Raw genomic sequence first — 16,590 nt, 5'->3', positions numbered from 1 at the left:
CTCCGGGCGCGTACTCTCGCACGAGCGGGGGCGGAGGTCAGAACACCTTGCCCGGGTTGAGGATGCCGAGTGGGTCCATCGCGCGCTTGATGGCGTGGTGCAGGTGGAGCCCACCCGCGCCGAGCTGTTCGCCGAGAAAGGGCCGCTTGAGCGCGCCGACGCCGTGCTCGCCGGTGATGGTGCCTCCGAGCTCGAGCGCTGCATGGAGGATGTCATCGAACGCGGCGCGGGCCCGCTCCAGGGCCACGGAGTCACTCCGGTCGAAGACGACGGTGGGATGCATGTTGCCGTCGCCAGCATGGCCGAAGGTGCCGATGAGCACGCCCCGCCGCGAGGCAATCTCCTCCACCGCCGCGAGCAGATCGGTGATGCGCGACAGCGGCACACCCACGTCGTCGAGCAGCGTGGCGCCCTGCTTCTCCAGCGCGGGATAGGCGAGCCGGCGGGCCTGCATCAGCAGCTCGCCCTCGGCTTCATCGGCGGACTGCGCGACGAAGGTGGCCCCGGCGGCCTCACAGGCCGAGGCCATGCGAGCGATTTCCGCGACGCCCTGCTCTCCTCCCGCGTCGGAGCGGGCCAGCAGCAGGGCCGCCGCGTTGACGTCCAATCCCATGGGCCCATAGGACTCCACGGCGCGGACGGTGGAGCGGTCCATCAACTCCAGGAGCGAGGGACGCGTGGACGCCATGATGTCCGTCACGGCCACGCCCGCGCCCACGAGCGTGGGGAACGAAGCGACGAGCGTCGTCGCCTTCGGCGGCCGGGGCCGGAGCTTCAGCGTGGCCTCGGTGATGACGCCGAGCGTGCCCTCGGAGCCGACGAAGAGGCGGGTGAGGCCATAGCCGGCGGAGCTCTTCATCGTGCGCCCGCCGGTGCGGACGACGGAGCCATCCGCGAGGACGGCCTCCAGGCCGAGCACGGCATCCCCTGTCACGCCGTACTTCACACAGCACAGGCCGCCCGCGTTGGTGGCGAGGTTGCCGCCGATGGAGGAGAACTCCCAGCTCGCGGGGTCGGGCGCGTACCAGAGTCCCTGCTCGGCTGCGGCGGCCTTCACCGCGGCGTTGAGCGCGCCGGGTTGCACGACGGCGAACATGCCGCGCCGGTCCACCTCCAGCACGCGGTTCATGCGCGAGAGTGAGAGGACGATGCAGCCGTCCACCGCGTTCGCCCCACCCGACAGGCCCGAGCCCGCGCCCCGAGGCACCACGGGGACATGGAGGACGGAGGCCACGCGGAGCACTGCCTGGACTTCCGCGGTGGAAGCGGGGCGGACGAGGACGCGGGGCGTACCGGCGGGAGCCCACTCGGCCTGGTCGCGCCGGTGGGCTTCGAGCACGTCGGCGTCGGTGACGAGCGACTCCTGTGGCAGTACGGCCGCCAGCTCCCGCAACAAGTCCGCTGTCCCCTGGGTCGTCACCGTGCACCTCCGAGGCCGCACTGTGCTTCAACCCGGAGGCGCATCCCAGCCTTCCCGCTCAGCCTTCCCGCTTAGAGTTGGTCGAGGAACCTGAGCAGGTCCTCCTTCTGCGCGGGACTGAGCGACTCTGGGAGCCCGCCTGGAGTCTCCGGTGGGTGGACGGCCGGCAGGTTCAGCGAAGTCACGACGGGCAGGACGAACCGGCTGTAGGTATCCACGACGTCCTTCAACGTCTGGTGGCTGTTGTCGTGGAAGTACGGTGCCGTCCCCGCGACGCCTCGAAGCGTGGGGATGTCGAAGAGCTCGAAGTCCAGCGGGTCGCCGGTGATGAGCGCGCGGCCCGCATCCGTGGTGAACCACTGCGGGGCGAAATTGGGGCCGACAATCGGGGCGCCGTTCTCGTCCAGCTTCGGATTGCCATCGTACGGGTCCCCGCTGGCCGTCACGGGAATGGGCGGGAGGTCTGTCACCTGCTGCTGGCGCGTGCCATCCGTGTAGAAGCGGAAGCGATACCGGGGCAGCTCGACAGAGGCGTTGTAGGTGGGGAACTGTCCGAGCTGTCCCAGGTAGGAGAAGAACCCGAACCCCACGTTGAGGAACGTGTCATTCGCGCGCGGCACCGCCACGGGAACGGGGCCCACCTCCGGGACGATGGTGAACACGACGTTGCCATCGGGCTTCAGGAGCAATCCCTGTCGCGCGAGCTGATTCAGCCCCGGGTGCGCGACGTCCGTCAGCGTGGCGCCGCCGTGGCACCCTTCGCAGGCGGCCTGGAAGACCTTCCTGCCGCGCTGCTCCTGGGGACCGAGCAGCATGAAGTCCTCGGGAATGGGGACCTGGGCGCGGGGAACTCCGGCGGCGAGCCACTGCGAGACGAACCACGCGCGAGGTGACGAGAACACGCTCCGCTCGAAATCGGCGAGCTTGCGGAGCTGGGCCGGCGCCACCGGGCCGCCCTGGCTGTGGCTGGTGACGGCGGACTGGGCCTGCGCTTCCAGGTGGGCTTCGCGGCCGTCGTACTGGAAGGCGCCGGTGATGGCGGTGTCCTGGATGCTCGGCACCGCGCGCCACACGGCGATCTTCCGGTCGGCGGGGGTGATGACGTGGCCGTCGACGTCGATGACATCCATGTTGGCGGGAAGCGGCAGCACCACGCGCACAAGCCCCTTCCGGAGGTGCTCGTACGTGGGGACGGCCGCGTCCGGGTCGTCCGCGTCGATGCGGTTGAATAGCGGGTCCTTCGGGTTGGCGGCCAGACGCGCCTCGACATTCGCGGGCGGGAGGGCCGTGCTCGCGTCGAGGACGTGGCACGTGGCGCAGGAGCGTCCGTTGGTATTCGCGAACGCCTCGGTGAAGAGCTTCTTCCCCGCGGATGTGCTGCCCAGCTCGGACGTGGCCTGGGCCTCCACCGAGGGCTCGGGAGCCCGCGCTTCGTCCTGAATCGAATCCGTGCAGCCGGTAGGTCCGCCGAGTGCGAGCGCACCGGTCAGACACGCAATGAAGCGCCTGCGAACCATGGGTTTGTCTCCGCGGTGAGTGGCGGGACGAAAACACCGGGGTTCGTGGGAACTGTCACCACCGTGCAGGGCACCAGCTGGCATCATCCGGAACCGAGGAGGACGCATGCACCCGGGCGTTTCATTCACCGTCGACGACACCGAGGACTGGCACCTGCCCGTCGCGGGCCCGGGCCTGTTGCTGGACGTGCCCGCGCGGGGACGCTGGCTGCAGCGCCCCGCCCTGCACCTGGAGGCCGCACCAGGCTACCGGCTGCGGCTGTTGAGTGGAGGCCAGCCGCTGCTCTGGGCGCGCATCGCGGACTACTGGGACCAGTGCGTCCTGGTCCGAGGGACGCCGCACACGCCATGGCGCCTGCCGTCACTGTCAGCGCCCGAGGTGCGCACCGTGACGGACGCCCCCGGGACTCCGCCGTGGTGGGAAGCCTGGGCACGGAAGCTGGCGCGTGTGCTCGTGGAGGCTCCCGCGTCGCTGCTCCACACGGGCCGCTGGTGCTTGCGACCCGTACGGCCCCACCCGGCGGACCAGTCATCACGCCATGCCGTCAGCACGATGGAATGGTCGTTTGGCCAACCGCCCACACCGCCGCATTCACTGAACGCCGTGCTGCGCTTCCAGCCGGCATGGGCGGAGCACTGGTGGGAAGACCTGCCGCAACACAACCCCGGTGTCGTGCTGCCGCTGCGCCCGCCGTCCGACGCGGAGGACGGCCGCATCAAGAGCTGGCGCAAGCACGCGAGGGAAGGAACGCTGCCCCCGGCACTGCTGCTCTACGTGGACATCCTCTCGAAGTGGCTCGTGCTGGACGGGCATGACCGCATCCATGCGGCGCTGCTCGAAGGACGGGAGCCGCCCCTCCTGGGGCTCTGGCCCTACATCGAGACGCGGCGCCCCGAGAGCAAGGTCCGCGAGGAAGGCGCCCTGATTGGCGCGGAGCTTCAACTGCGCGCCGGGGCGACGCCGGAGGTCATCGACCGCGTCAATCGCCAGTTGCTGCGCAGCTTCAACTGGCCCGAGCGAGGCACCATCACCCGCGCATGGCCCCTCGCGGGAGGCGTCGAAGCCTGGCGTGCGGAGGTGCTCGCGTGGCGGGCGCGGAACACCGTTCCCCTGGCGGAGGACGACTGGGAGTGGTTCGTCTCCGCCAGGGACTGAGGTCCGGCAGGGCTCAGCGAGGCGCGGGCGTCACCTCGACCGCGCCAGCCCCTTCTGCTCCGCCCTGGCTCACCGCCACGGCCTTCGCGGGCGCGCGTGGAGTGCCATCGGTCTTCAGGATGTTCACCAGGGCCATCATCTGCGCCACCAACGTGGCCACGCCCTGCCCGTCCTGCGTCCCGCCGCTCCCGCCGATGGACACCGAGCGCAGCTCCTGGGGCTTCGGCAGCTTCTCCGCGATGTCCGGCAGCAGCTCCACCAGCCGCGCCTGCACGTTGGCCGGGGTGAGCTCATTGAGGATGCGCTGCCGCGTCTCCAGCATCTCCAGCTCGGCCTTCGCCTGACGGTTCCCCGCCGCGCGCTGCACGTCGGCGACCTCTGTCTGGGCGAGCACCTCGCGCTTGAGCTTCGTGGCCTCGGCCTCCTGCTTCAGCCGCGTCAGCTCCGCCTCCACCGCCAGCCGCGCCTTCTCCAGGTCCGCGGTCTGGAGCGCGGACTGCTGCCGCTCCAGCGCGAGCTTCCGTGCGTCCTCCTCCTCTCGCTGCTGCCGGCGCAGCCGCTCGGTCTGTGTCCGGTCGTACGCCTCCGCGTCCTTGTGCGCTCGGAGCATGGCCAGCTCGCCATCGCTCTCCAGCCGCGTGCGCTCCCGGGCCTGCTTCACCTCCAGCTCCCGGTGCGACAGCGCCTCTTCCGTCCCCAGGGACGCCAGCCGGGCCACGCGCTCGCGCTCGGAGCGGAACGGCGTCTGGAGGCTCTCCCACAGGCGCGCGGAGCTGACCACGGCCTCCTTGATCTGCACCGTGACGATGCGCAGCCCCAGTCCCTTGTCCCCGCCGCCGCCGCCCTCGGCCACGTGCCGCAGGCGCGCCGTCAGCTCCTCGATGATGGGCTGCTTGTCGGACAGCACCGCGTCGATGCTCATCGTGGCGACCTTGTCCTTGATGGCCGCCTCCGCCTGCTCGCGCAGCTGCACATTCACCACGCGCATCGGGTCCTCCGCGTCCGTGAAGTCCAGCTTCCGGTATGCGGTGCCGAAGTCCTCGATGATCCACTGCACGTAGCCCTGCACGAGCAGTCCCTGCAGCTCGCGGCAGATGCAGTGCGCGTTGATGATGATGGTCTGCATCGCGCCGGGCGCGACGAGGAACGAGTCCCGTGCCGGGTCGAACCGGAACGACACCCCGAGCCCGATGTGCAGCGGCTGGGCATGTCCCCGGCGCGTGTGCACGACGTAGGCGTTCGGCGGGACGATGACGGTCTTCCACCGCCAGAAGCCGGTGAGGCGCACGTCCACCGCGTTGCCCGTCCGCTCCACCACCACGGGCCCCGCGGCGCGCCGCATGGGCAGGGCGTTCTGCTGCATCTGCGCGGGGGCCATCACCTTGCGCGCCTTCAGGTCCACCTCCAGACGCTGCTGCTGCTCCCGCACCTGGTCCAGGTACTCGTTCTTCACCGGCTCTCGCGACGACATGGTCATGGCCCCCGTCTTCCTGAGTGGCGCCGCGCATTCGGCACACGACCTCTGGACTCAATGGAGCGGGAGTCTACCGGAACGCGTCGACGATGAACCGGTCAGGTAGGCTGCGACCATCGATGCGGCGCACCTCGAGGCGCAGTGGAGAAGCTGGTACGACAAGGCCCCACCGCTTGGCCCTACTTCGAGCGCAGCAGCACGAACTCGACGCGGCGATTCAGCTCACGCCCGCGCGGAATCAGGTTCGGTGCCTTGGGGCGCGTGTCGCCCAGGCCCGCCGTCTCAATCCGCGACGCATCCAGCCCCGCGGCCACGAGCAGCTCCGCCACCGCCTTCGCACGGGCCTCGGACAGCCCCTGCCGCGACGGGCCCGGGCCCTCCTGGTTGTCCGTGTGGCCTTCCAGGCGCAGGCGCAGCGACTCGTCGCGCACCAGCAGGTCCACCAGCAGCGCCAGCCCGTTGGTGGAGCCCTTCTTCGGAGCCGACTGCTTCTCCACGAAGCGCGGCGCACCCGGCAGATCCACGCGCTCGTTCTTCACGCTGGGCTGCTGCGTCTTCTTCGCCGGAGCCTTCGCCAACGTGAAGGCCAACGTGGGCTCCGCCTCGCGCGACAGCTTCACCCTGCGCGTCTGCGCCAGGTAGCCCCGAGACAGCACGTCCACCGTGTAGTCACCCGGCGGCAACATCACCTGCGTGGGCTTGCGCGCCTTCGCGTCCAGGAGCACCTGCTGCGGCGCACCCCTGCCGCGCACGTACACCGTCGCCGCCACCGGCTTCTTCCCCGCCAGCACCTTCAGGAGCAGCTTCGCGGGCGCCACCGGCCCCGCCTCGGGACGCTGCGACACAGGGACCACCACGGCGGCCGTGGCCGCCTGCGTCCCCGACGCGGGCTGCACCGGCGTCGTGACGGGCGGCGCCACCGGCGTCTGCGCCACCTTCACGGGCGAGCCCGCGTCCGGCGCATCCGGAATCGCCACGTCGGCGAGCTGCGCCGTCATCTCCACCGAGACGTCATGCGACAGCTTCAGCTTCAGCCGCGGATCCGGCGCGGTGGGGTTGATGCCCGGCATCACCTTCACGCGCACCCGCAGGCCCTTCTGCACCTGGAACGTGACGGACGCCGTCAGCTTCCAGAGGAAGCCGCTCTCCTCGCTGAAGAGGTTCCACGCGTCGCTGGTGTACGTGACGCGCGAGACGAGCGTGAAAGTGCCCTCGTCCACCTTCACCACCGCCACCCGGTGCTGTCCCGGGGCGTTGAGCTGCTCCGGCCCGGGGACGGCCAGCGGCTGGTTGTTGAGGGAGAAGTCCGCCTCCACCAGCTTGTAGCCGCGCGAGGTGCCGGCGCCGGGAAGGCCCTCGAAGGAGATGACCACCTCGGGAGGAGGTGTCTTCACCAGCGCCTGGAGCTGCCGGTCCAGGTCCTCGCGCGCCCGCTGCTCCACGGACGAAGGCTCGGCCGCGCGCGCGGTGGCGGCGAGCAGTCCCATGATGACAAGAAGCGGTGCCTGAAAGGTGGAGGAAGCCACGGGGGGCTACAGCATCTCACAACCGGGCCACATCGCGAGTTGTCCGCCACCCGGGCTGACGACCAGCCGACCCTCCGTCCGCCTCCCCGCCCTGGCCCCGCGTTACCATGCCGACATGTCCCAGCGTTACCGCTGCCTCCCGTGTGGACACGTCTACGACCTGGAGGAAGGCGACCCCACCTCGGATATCCCACCCGGCACCGCCAAGGCCGACTTCGAGCCCCTGTCCGACTGACCTCCCCCACCCTCGCTTTTGGCTCCCATCGGGAGAGATTCTCGGCCCCGGCCGCCGGGCCCTCCCGACAGGCGCCTTCCGGCTACCCAACCCCGCGCCAACAGCGCTACGCCTATGACCATGAACGACTTCCAGTTCCAGGAAATGTTGCCGCTGGGCAAGGACGAGACGCCCTTCAAGCTCCTCACGAAGGACCATGTCTCCACGTTCGAGGCCGCTGGCCGCACCTTCGTCCAGGTCGAGCCCGAGGGGCTCACCCTGCTGACCCGCCAGGCCATGCGCGACATCGCGCACCTGCTGCGCCCCGGCCACCTCGGGCAGCTCGCCCACATCCTGAAGGACCCCGAGGCGTCCGCGAATGACCGCTTCGTGGCGCTGGAGCTGCTGAAGAACGCCAACATCGCCGCCGGCGGCGTGCTGCCCTCCTGCCAGGACACGGGCACCGCCATCGTCATGGGCAAGAAGGGCCAGTACGTCCTCACCACCGGCAATGACGAGGAGGCCATTTCGCGCGGCGTGTTCGACACGTACCGCACGTCCAACCTGCGCTACTCGCAGATGGCGGCGCTCGACATGTACAAGGAGGTCAACACCAACAACAACCTCCCCGCGCAGATCGAGCTCTACGCCACCGAGGGCGACGCCTACAAATTCCTCTTCATGGCCAAGGGCGGCGGCTCCGCGAACAAGAGCTACCTCTTCCAGGAGACCAAGGCGCTGCTCAACCCGCAGAGCCTGCTCGCGTTCCTCGACGCGAAGATTCGCTCGCTGGGCACCGCCGCGTGCCCGCCGTACCACCTGGCCATCGTCGTGGGCGGCACCTCCGCCGAGTACGCGCTGAAGACCGCCAAGTACGCCTCCGCGCGCTACCTGGACACGCTGCCCCGCGAGGGCAACGCCATGGGCCGCGGCTTCCGCGACGTGGAGCTGGAGCAGGAGGTGCTCAAGCTCACCCAGCGCACCGGCATCGGCGCGCAGTTCGGTGGCAAGTACTTCTGCCACGACGTGCGCGTCATCCGCCTGCCCCGCCACGGCGCGTCCTGCCCGGTGGCCATCGCCGTGTCGTGCTCGGCGGACCGGCAGGTGCTGGGGAAGATTACGCGCGACGGCATCTTCCTGGAGCAGCTGGAGGCGGACCCCGCGAAGTACCTGCCCGAGACGACGGAGGCGGACCTCGACGGCGAGGTGGTGAAGATCGACCTCAACCGCCCCATGAGCGAGATTCGCGCCGAGCTGTCTCGCTACCCCATCAGGACGCGCCTGTCGCTCTCTGGCCCCATGGTGGTGGCGCGCGACATCGCCCACGCGAAGCTCAAGGAGCGCCTGGATGCCGGACAGGGGATGCCGCAGTACCTGAAGGACTACATGGTCTACTACGCCGGCCCGGCGAAGACGCCCGAGGGCTACGCCTCCGGCTCGTTCGGCCCGACGACGGCGGGACGCATGGATGCCTACGTGGACCAGTTCCAGGCCGAGGGCGGCAGCTTCGTGATGCTGGCCAAGGGCAACCGCTCACCCGCCGTCACCGAGGCGTGCAAGAAGCACGGCGGCTTCTACCTCGGCTCCATCGGCGGCCCGGCGGCGCGGCTGGCGCAGGACTGCATCAAGAAGGTGGAAGTGCTGGAGTACCAGGAGCTGGGCATGGAGGCCGTGTGGAAGATCGACGTGGTCGACTTCCCCGCGTTCATCGTCGTGGACGACAAGGGCAACGACTTCTTCGCCAACATCAACAAGCCGACGGCGAAGAAGGGCTGAGCTCCGGCATGGCCACGGAGGTCGTCACCTGGGATGCGCGCTACCGCGAGGACTTCGCGAGGCTCAACCGCGCGTGGATCGAGCAGCACTTCAAGCTCGAGCCCGCGGACGTGGAGAGCTTCGCGGACCCTCACGGCACCTTCGTGGCCGGCGGGGGCGAGGTGTTCTTCGCCCTCGTGGACGGGAAGGTGCTGGGCACGTGCGCGCTGCGCCGCGAGCCGGAGGACGGTGACACCTACGAGCTGTGCAAGATGGCGGTGGACCCCGAGGCCCGAGGGCTGGGCCTGGGGGACGTGTTGATGGAGGCCGTGCTCCGGTTCGCGAAGGAGCGGAGCGCGCGCCGGGTGTACCTCGTGTCGAACACGAAGCTGGCGCCCGCGCTCGGGCTGTACCGCAAGCACGGCTTCGTCACGGTGCGCGAGGGTGAAGCGGTGTCACGCGAGGCGGGCTACGCGCGCGCGGACATCGAGATGGAGCGGCGGTTCTGAGCCCTCAGGGGTAGATCCCAGAGGTCGCGCTGCTGCCCCTGAGCGATCCCCTCATTTCAGCAAGCTGATCGCCAATCGTCTGTCCGCCGGCTCCATGCAAGGCGGGGTGGTGCTGTCGCTGTCGCATGCAACGTTGGGCGTGGTGCATGCCGCGGGCGTCGTTCGGCCAGAGCGCTCCTGTTCCGAGAGAAAGGCCGAGCCCTCCCGGTAGGCGTCCAGGTCGTCAGGCCAGGTGCGAAGCGAGCCCGGAAGGCGGGCGGGAGGGACGGCGCTCGGAAGGCCTGGAGGGTGACGCGCTCCCGGAGGGCCTCCACTTCATGGACAGGGGGTGGAGCCATGGCCGCGCGGGGCCCTCCCGGTGCGCAACAGACGGTCGAGCGCGGAGTGCTCGACGTACTCAGCGGGCTCCTGTCCGAGCTGGGACAGCCGCGCGCCGCGGAGGACCTGAGCGCGGACGCTCCACTGGACACAGCGCTCGGGCTGGGCAGCCTGGAGCGGGTGGAGCTGCTCCTGAGACTTCAGCAGACGTTCGGCGTCACGCTGCCGGATGACGCGGTGGCCAGGGCCGCGTGTGCACGGGAGCTGACCCGCCTCGTCATGGAGGCACACCCGGCCATCGAGGAGGCACGCCCCGCGCTACGGGCGCCCCAGGCTCCCGCGAGGGCGGCCCCCGGGTCCGCGCACCTCCTGACGGACGTGCTGCGCTGGCACGCGGAAGCATGGCCCGAGCGTTGCCACCTCCTGCTGCGCGAGGAGGACGGCACGGAGCGCCCGCTGACGTACGGGACGCTGTGGGCGAGGGCCTCGGGGGTGGCCGCGGCCCTGGCGGACGCGGGCGTGGAGCGCGGTGAGCCGGTGGCCCTCATGCTGCGCACGGAAGCGGCCTTCTTCTCGTGCTTCTTCGGCACGCTGCTCGCGGGAGGAATCCCCGCGCCCCTCTACCCGCCGTTCCGGCTGGACAGACTGGAGGAGTACGTGGGTCATCAGGTGGGGATTCTGCGCAACGCGAGTCCCCGGGTGCTCGTCACCTTCGACGAGGCGCGCCGGGTGGGCGCGTTGCTCAGGGCCCGGGTGCCTTCGCTGCGGCGCACGATGACGCCCGCCGAGCTCGAATGGACGGACTCGAGCGCACCGGCGGTCCACGTGGAGGCCACGGACGGGGCGCTCCTCCAGTACACCTCTGGCAGCACGGGAGCGCCCAAGGGAGTGCTGCTCACCCACGCGAACGTGCTGGCCAACATCCGGGCCATCGGCCGGGTGCTGCGGGTGGGCCCCGGGGACGTGGCGGTGAGCTGGCTGCCGCTGTACCACGACATGGGACTCATCGGCGCGTGGCTGATGCCGCTGACGTATGGAGTCCCGCTCACCCTCCTCTCGCCGCTGGCCTTCCTGACGCGCCCTTCGCGCTGGCTGCACGCGCTGCACGCACACCGGGGGACGCTCTCCGCGGCGCCGAACTTCGCGTACGACCTCTGCGTGAAGAAGGTGCGGGACGAGGAGCTCGCGGGGTTGGACCTGAGCGCCTGGCGCGTGGCGCTGAATGGCTCGGAGGCGGTGAGCCCGGAGACGCTGGAGCGCTTCACCCGGCGGTTTGCCCCGTACGGGCTGAAGCCGGGGGCGCTCTTTCCGGCGTACGGGCTGGCCGAGGTCGCGGTGGCGCTCACCTTCCCTCCGCCGGGTCGGCCGCCGCGCATCGACGTGGTCGACCGCGAGCGCTTCGAGCGGAAGGGAGAGGCGCGGCCCACCGTGGAGACCACGAGGACGCTGCGCTTCGTCTCGTGCGGAAGCCCGCTGCCCGGCTACGCGGTGCGAATCGTCGATGAACAGCACCGCCCCGTGGAGGAGCGGGTGCGGGGCCACATCGCGCTGCGGGGCCCCTCCCTGACACCGGGCTACTACGGCAATCCGGAAGCGACGCGAAGGGCGCTGCGCGACGGGTGGCTGGACTCGGGGGACCTGGGCTACCTGGCAGACGGGGAGCTGTACGTGTCGGGGAGAAGCAAGGAGCTCATCATCAAGGCGGGGCGCAACCTGTACCCGGCGGAAATCGAGGAGCAGGTGGGCGAGGTGCCCGGGGTGCGCAAGGGCTGCGTGGTGGCATTCGGTCAGCCGGACCCGCGGGTGGGGACGGAGCGGCTGATGGTGGTGGCGGAGACACGCGAGCGCTCGCGCGAGGCACGCGAGCGGCTGCGAGCGGCCATCGTGAAGCGGGTGGCCGAGGTGCTGGAGCTGCCGCCGGACGAGGTGGTGCTCGTGCCGCCGGGGGCGGTGCGCAAGACGTCGAGCGGCAAGCTGCGGCGAGGCGCCACGCGAGAGGCCTGGAGGAGCGGAGCGCTGGCCCGGGGCCGGCGGGGAACGTGGGCGCAGCTCGCGCGGCTTGCGGCGAGCACAGCGCGGGCGCGAGCGGGGCGGCTGCTGGGGACGGTGGGAGCTGCGGCATACACGGGATACTTCACTGCGCTGGTGTTGCTGGCGGCATCGGTGCTGGAGGTAGCCCTGCGGGTGACGCCGGAGGGAGCGGAAACGGAACGGATGATGAAGAGAGGCTCGCGCTGGCTGCTGAGGGCGGCGGGCTGTCCGATGCGTGTCACGGGTGGAGAGCACCTGCGGGGCAAAGGGCCGTGGGTGCTGGTGGCCCGGCACGTGAGCTACCTGGACTCGGTGGTGATGCTGGCGGTGCTGCCGGTGGACTACCGGGCGGTGGCGCAGCGGGAGTCGGGGAGCTGGCCGGTCGTGGGAAGGGCGATGAAGCAGTCAGGGCAGCTGCTGGTGGACCGCTTCCACGCGGGGCCCGCGGCGGAGGCGGCGGAGCGCGCATCGCGGCTGCTGCGGGAGGGGACCTCGCTGCTCGTCTTCCCCGAGGGCACGAGGGCGCGGGGGCCGGGGATGCTGCCGCTGAAGCTGGGGGCCTTCAAGGCGGCGGTGGAGGCGAAGCGGCCGCTGGTGCCCGTGCACATCGAGGGGACGCGGCGCATCTGGCCGCGGGGCTGGCACCTGCTGCGGCCCGGACGCATCACCGTCGTCATCGGCGAGCCGCTGCTACCGGAGGGAAGAGGCTGGCCGGAGATGGTGCGGCTGAGGGAGCGGACGCGGCAGGAGCTGAGCGCGGGGACGCGTCCGGGCTGAATGGGATGCTGGTCATTCCGGGACTGAGGCTGAACGCCCGCCTGCCCGCAGGTGCCAACCGCGTCGCCCTGCCCTCCCGTCACTCCGGGGTGCACGTTCGTGCACGGAGCAGCACTCAGACCCGCGGCGACTCACCGCTCACAACGGCGGGAGCGGGCTCGCGCTTCTTCTTCGGGATGACGGAGCGGCGCGGCCCCTTGAGGGCCACGCTCAGCAGCATGGCCCCGGGGAGCATCATCCCGATGCCCTGCGAGATGTTGTCGGGCGGGTGCACGACGGCCCCCAGCACCAGCGCGGAGAACAGCAGGCCACAGACCAGCCGGATGACGAGGGAGCTCACACGGGACCTCTATCAGGAGTGTCGCCCAGCCTAAGCAGCCACGCGGCACTGTCCACCCGGCCCCTCGCTTTCCGGGCGGGCCCTACACAAGACGACCCGGCCTCACTCCGTGCCGGGTCGTCCGCTCGTCACGTCACCGCACGAGCATGCCGAGCTTCGGCGCCGGAGGCCCCGGCGGCGTCGCGGGCGGCTGCACCGGCACGGGCGCGACCGCCGGACTCACCGTCACGTCCTGTGACAGCGACTCCACGTCATGGAAGCCCTTCGCGCTCACGTCGGAGCCCTGGAAGCGCGCCCACCCCTGCAGGTTGCGCTGCCACGCGTGCGTCATCTGCCACAGCTGGAGCCCGCTGTTGGCCACGTACAGGTACATGGCCCGCTTCGGGTTCCACGGGTTGGGCAGTGCCAGCGCCAGGCCGTCATCCGGGCTCCCGTACGTCTTCCCCTGCCAGCGGAAGTAGCGCCGGCCCAGCTCCACCGGGAGCTTCTTCTCCTCGGCCAGCCGCGCCAGCACCGCGTTGTCCTCCGCGCCACCGAAGAGGACCAGGTCCCGCTCCGCCAGCTCCGCGTCCGTCACCTCGCCGTCCGGCTTCACCGGGGGCAGCACCTCCGTGAAGACGTCCGCCAACACATCGCGGTAGCCCAGCACCAGCGTCCGCATGGACTCCGTCTGCCGGGCCGTGCCGTGCACCAGCAGCAGCTTGTCGAAGGCGTCCGTCTGGTTGCCCATCACCTGGAAGCGCTCGCGCGGCACGGGGATGTCGTTGGACGCGTTGAACACCACGCGCACCGGCGCCTCGGCCGTGCGGAGCGTGAAAGTTTCACTCCCATTCTTCACCTCCACGCGCTCCAGCGTGGAGCCCTTCGCCGTCTTCACCTCCACCAGCGTGACGAAGTGCCACGGGCGCGAGCCCGGCTGCTCCACCTTCAGCGTCGTCTCGTACCCGTCCTTCACCTGCGCGGCGCTGGCGCGGATGCGCGGCTGGGGCAGGCCCGTGCGCTCCAGCCACTGCGCGACGAAGGCCCCCACGTCCTTGTTGGTGGCCTCCAGCACGGTGCGCTTGAAGTCCGCCGTGCTGATGTCCTTGTTCGCGTAGCGCGCGTGCACCGCGCCCATCGCCTTGCTGAAGTCCTTGTTGCCCAGCAGCAACCGGAGCTGGTGCAGCGCGAAGGTGCCCTTGATGCGCGGCACCAGATACGGGCCGTACTTGCCGTAGTCCGTCTTCGTGTTCACCGGCACCACGTCCTGCTCACGCGAGGTGACGAAGAGGTAGCGCGCGTTCAGCTCCGACAGCGCGTCCCGCTGCTGCTCGTAGGCCTTGTCCGTCCCCTCGGGCAGGTCCTTCAGCAGCTTCCAGTAGGCCGCCGTGCCGCTGGACAGCCAGTTGTCCCCATCCGTGGACGGGAACACCGTGTTGGCCCACAAGAGCGACTTGTCGAAGGCGACGGCGTCCTTCACCTTCGCCAGGTCGCGCTTCGGCGCGGCGGGCGCCTCGGGCGCCTTCCAGGTCTTGTGCGCTTCCTTCAGCTTGTCCGCGACGAAGATGGGGCTGAACGCCGTGTAGCCCAGCGACAGGTGCGGAATGGCGCCCGGCAGGTCCGGCATGAAGCGGCTGCCAATCATCTTCTCGCGCAGCGTCGTCTTCCCGTAGTGGGCGAGGAACATCAGCTTCTCGGCCATCTCGGACGTGGTCACCTTGCCGTCACACGCGTGCGGCCGGTTGATGGGCGTGGAGGCCATCATCCGGGTGGCCGTGTCCAGGTCGAAGCCCTTGTTGCCGTACTTCGCGTAGTACTCCTGGAAGGCGATGTCCCGGTTCCACGTGTTGAACGCCAGGTCCACCGGGGCGTTGTCCGGGTTGGGCGCGTACTCCTTGCGCACCTCCGGGTCGCGGGTGTTGTTGTTCGCCCAGATGAAGTCCTTCAGGTTGCCCGGCGTGTCCGAGGCGACGCCCTTGCTGCCCGTGCGCCACAGCCGCGTCTTCTTCGTGCCGAGCAGGAAGCAGGCGCCCTCGTCCGTCTTCGCGTCCGCCATCGTCCAGTCGTTGCTGTAGAGGCCGTTGTTCCCGTCCTTCAGGATGCGCGCCACGTCGTCGATGCTGGACGCGTACTGCGCCGCCTTGCGGATGCGGTTGCTCTGCGGCGAGCCATTCATGTCGAACGGCGTCTGCCCCACCGTCGTCTCGCCGATGACGATGCCCGCGGCGTTGACGTACCAGTCCGAGCCGCTGTGGATGCCGCCCGGGAAGGTCTGCATCACGAAGCGGTGGCCCTTCGTCGGCTGCACGTCCAGCATCACGTCCCAGTGGACGCCGGTGTAGCCGCTCCACATGAAGATCTGCCCGATGATGGCGCGCCCGTCCTTCGTCGCGGACTTCGTGGCCACGAACGAGGAGCAGTGGTCTCCCTTGCCGGCGCGCTCGGCCTCGTCCTCCGCCTTCAGGTAGGTGCGGCCGGACAGCGGCGTCGCCGTGGCACGGTTGGCCTCCTCCAACTGGCCCGCGTCCACCGCGGAGTTGAGGGTGACGATGTCCAGCAGATCCAGCTCGCGGTCCTTGAACTTCGCGCCGGCCTTGTTGGCGCCGTCGGCGATGCCCTTCATCTCCTCCAGGTACTCGGTGTCGTACTTGCGCAGGAAGAGCGCGTCCGCGAGCAGCCGCGCGTGGCTCCACCCCTTCACCGCGTCCGTCTTGTCCTTCTGGATGCCGAGCTTCTCGATGTAGCTGACGATTTCCGCGCCCGTGAGCTCACCGAGCTGCTGGCCGCGCTCGTACGGCTCGCCCTCGATGTGGACGTAGATCCACCCGCCTTCGTCGTAGCGGAAGCCCTTGCCGGCCCAGCGCACGGACTCCATGGGCACGTAGGCGGTGATGTCTTCCACCTTCTCCAGGCGCACGTCGTCGAACCACGCGGTGCCGGTGGCCTTGCCGTTGCGGCCCAGGTGCACCTGCACGCGGTCCGACGATTGGGTGGCGAAGAAGAGCGCCGACACGCGGCTGCCGCCCTCCGTGGCCGGCGCGGGCGTGCAGTTGGTGAAGGGGAAGCTCTTCATCGACAGGCAGGCGCCGTGCGCCGTGGGGTAGCGGGCCTGCGGGTCCGCCTGCACGCCGCGCGTGCGCACCCAGGCGCTGACCCGGTAGAGCTGACCCACCTGGAGCTTCATCGCCTCGGACTCGACGGTGGTCTCCGCGCCGCCCTGCGGGCTCTCGATGGCCAGGCCCTTCGCGCCCTCCGCCTTCGCCTCGGCCGAGGCGGACACCTTGCCCTGCCCCTTCGACGTCCAGAAGGCCGGCAGCGCCGAGGCTCCCCCGGCCAGCTCGAAGCCGCCGTTGGGCACGGGGATGGGAGAGGAAGCAGGCGCCGCCAGGGCGGGCGCCGCTTGGAGCGCGCCCACGGAGAGCAGGAGCGCGCCGAGGAGCTTCGACGTCTTGCGGTGGTCGGTCATGAGGAGGGTCCGGCCGGGCATCGGCGTGGGAAGGCGTAGGGAGCGCATGACACTTCCCCCTCCCCCATGCGTCAACCAGGACCAGCCAACCTGGCGCATGACGCGGAG

Annotated in this window: 11 protein-coding genes; 5 read left to right on the top strand and 6 right to left on the bottom strand. The window is 70.2% G+C overall.

Features of this window, described 5'->3' with window-relative positions; all coding sequences use genetic code 11:
- Positions 1-37: 37 nt before the first annotated feature.
- Together G4D86_RS30190 and G4D86_RS30185 are read right to left on the bottom strand one after the other, a co-directional pair.
- A complete protein-coding gene (locus G4D86_RS30190; RefSeq protein WP_163997527.1) occupies positions 38-1,420 on the bottom strand; it encodes an FAD-binding oxidoreductase in 1,383 nt (460 codons plus the stop codon).
- 71 nt (positions 1,421-1,491) lie between these two features.
- Positions 1,492-2,937 carry a cytochrome c peroxidase gene (locus tag G4D86_RS30185; RefSeq protein ID WP_163997526.1) on the bottom strand — a complete coding sequence of 482 codons (1,446 nt, stop codon included), beginning with the start codon at positions 2,935-2,937 and terminating at the stop codon, positions 1,492-1,494.
- A 106-nt stretch (positions 2,938-3,043) separates the two neighbouring features.
- On the opposite strand from G4D86_RS30185, the gene G4D86_RS30180 reads away from it, so the two are divergent.
- Positions 3,044-4,093 (top strand): hypothetical protein, encoded by a 1,050-nt coding sequence (locus G4D86_RS30180; RefSeq protein ID WP_163997525.1) that lies wholly within the window; start codon positions 3,044-3,046, stop codon positions 4,091-4,093.
- Positions 4,094-4,106: 13 nt separating this feature from the next.
- Here G4D86_RS30180 and G4D86_RS30175 read toward each other — a convergent pair whose 3' ends face one another.
- Positions 4,107-5,570, bottom strand: a complete 1,464-nt coding sequence (locus tag G4D86_RS30175) for an SPFH domain-containing protein (protein ID WP_205519834.1) — start codon at positions 5,568-5,570, stop codon at positions 4,107-4,109.
- A 176-nt stretch (positions 5,571-5,746) separates the two neighbouring features.
- A complete protein-coding gene (locus G4D86_RS30170; RefSeq protein WP_205519833.1) occupies positions 5,747-7,054 on the bottom strand; it encodes an OmpA family protein in 1,308 nt (435 codons plus the stop codon).
- Between the two features lie 154 nt (positions 7,055-7,208).
- Between G4D86_RS30170 and G4D86_RS30165 the strand changes: the two genes are divergently transcribed.
- From G4D86_RS30165 to G4D86_RS30150, 4 genes are all read left to right on the top strand, one after another.
- On the top strand, positions 7,209-7,328 hold the full coding sequence (locus G4D86_RS30165; RefSeq protein WP_163997523.1) for a rubredoxin: 120 nt from the start codon (positions 7,209-7,211) through the stop codon (positions 7,326-7,328).
- A gap of 120 nt (positions 7,329-7,448) precedes the next feature.
- Positions 7,449-9,083, top strand: a complete 1,635-nt coding sequence (locus tag G4D86_RS30160) for a fumarate hydratase (RefSeq protein ID WP_163997588.1) — start codon at positions 7,449-7,451, stop codon at positions 9,081-9,083.
- An 8-nt stretch (positions 9,084-9,091) separates the two neighbouring features.
- Positions 9,092-9,571, top strand: a complete 480-nt coding sequence (locus G4D86_RS30155; protein ID WP_163997522.1) for a GNAT family N-acetyltransferase — start codon at positions 9,092-9,094, stop codon at positions 9,569-9,571.
- Between the two features lie 336 nt (positions 9,572-9,907).
- Complete coding sequence (locus G4D86_RS30150; protein ID WP_163997521.1) at positions 9,908-12,697, top strand: AMP-binding protein; 2,790 nt, start codon at positions 9,908-9,910, stop codon at positions 12,695-12,697.
- 115 nt (positions 12,698-12,812) lie between these two features.
- Here G4D86_RS30150 and G4D86_RS30145 read toward each other — a convergent pair whose 3' ends face one another.
- Positions 12,813-13,037: a hypothetical protein gene (locus tag G4D86_RS30145; protein ID WP_163997520.1), complete on the bottom strand. Its 225-nt coding sequence runs from the start codon at positions 13,035-13,037 to the stop codon at positions 12,813-12,815.
- A gap of 133 nt (positions 13,038-13,170) precedes the next feature.
- Complete coding sequence (locus G4D86_RS30140; RefSeq protein WP_163997587.1) at positions 13,171-16,482, bottom strand: C45 family autoproteolytic acyltransferase/hydrolase; 3,312 nt, start codon at positions 16,480-16,482, stop codon at positions 13,171-13,173.
- Positions 16,483-16,590: the final 108 nt, after the last annotated feature.

This window comes from Pyxidicoccus caerfyrddinensis, assembly GCF_010894405.1.
GTDB classification, from domain to species: Bacteria; Myxococcota; Myxococcia; order Myxococcales; family Myxococcaceae; genus Myxococcus; species Myxococcus caerfyrddinensis.
The sequence above is the reverse complement of the archived record's forward strand: the minus strand, read 5'-3'. Positions and strand labels throughout refer to the sequence as shown.

Coding starts and splice junctions, on each gene's coding strand:
- G4D86_RS30185 (WP_163997526.1), bottom strand. CDS start 2,937: ATGGTTCGCAGGCGCTTCATTGCGTGTCTGACCGGTGCGCTCGCACTC.
- G4D86_RS30180 (WP_163997525.1), top strand. CDS start 3,044: ATGCACCCGGGCGTTTCATTCACCGTCGACGACACCGAGGACTGGCAC.
- G4D86_RS30175 (WP_205519834.1), bottom strand. CDS start 5,570: ATGACCATGTCGTCGCGAGAGCCGGTGAAGAACGAGTACCTGGACCAG.
- G4D86_RS30170 (WP_205519833.1), bottom strand. CDS start 7,054: ATGGGACTGCTCGCCGCCACCGCGCGCGCGGCCGAGCCTTCGTCCGTG.
- G4D86_RS30165 (WP_163997523.1), top strand. CDS start 7,209: ATGTCCCAGCGTTACCGCTGCCTCCCGTGTGGACACGTCTACGACCTG.
- G4D86_RS30160 (WP_163997588.1), top strand. CDS start 7,449: ATGAACGACTTCCAGTTCCAGGAAATGTTGCCGCTGGGCAAGGACGAG.
- G4D86_RS30155 (WP_163997522.1), top strand. CDS start 9,092: ATGGCCACGGAGGTCGTCACCTGGGATGCGCGCTACCGCGAGGACTTC.
- G4D86_RS30150 (WP_163997521.1), top strand. CDS start 9,908: ATGGCCGCGCGGGGCCCTCCCGGTGCGCAACAGACGGTCGAGCGCGGA.
- G4D86_RS30140 (WP_163997587.1), bottom strand. CDS start 16,482: ATGACCGACCACCGCAAGACGTCGAAGCTCCTCGGCGCGCTCCTGCTC.